This is a genomic window from Bradyrhizobium sp. Leo170, assembly GCF_004296405.1.
Lineage (GTDB): Bacteria > Pseudomonadota > Alphaproteobacteria > Rhizobiales > Xanthobacteraceae > Bradyrhizobium.
Genome location: NZ_PSRR01000884.1, coordinates 1 through 426, shown reverse-complemented (window position 1 = coordinate 426; position 426 = coordinate 1). Strand labels below are relative to the sequence as shown.

Genomic DNA, 426 nt, shown 5'->3' with positions numbered 1-426 from the left:
GGTTGAAGGGCAAGATCGAGAAGCTCAAGGAGGAGATCGTTCGGCTCAACGCGATCAATGCGGAGATGATGAAGAGCGAGGACAAGCAGATCTCGCTGACCGATCCTGACGCGCGCTCGATGGCGACAAGTGGCAAGGACACCGGGATCGTTGGCTATAACGTGCAGATCGCGGTTGATACGCGGCATCATCTCATCGTGGCTCACGAGGTGACCAACGTGGGGACCGATCGCCACCAACTCGCCAACATGGCCAGACAGGCGCGCGGCGAGATGGCTGTCGAGGCGCTCGAAGTCGTCGCAGACCGCGGCTATTACGATGGAGAGGAGATCAGGGCCTGCGAGGAAGCCGACATCACGGTGACGTTGCCGAAGCCGATGACTTCGGGCGCCAAAGCTGCTGGCCGCTTCGGCAAACAGGACTTCG

At 60.6% G+C, this 426-nt stretch carries 1 protein-coding gene; it reads left to right on the top strand.

Going from position 1 to position 426, the window contains the following annotated elements:
- A partial coding sequence (locus CWO89_RS45225; RefSeq protein ID WP_165421641.1) for a transposase occupies positions 1 to 426 on the top strand: 426 nt, incomplete at both ends.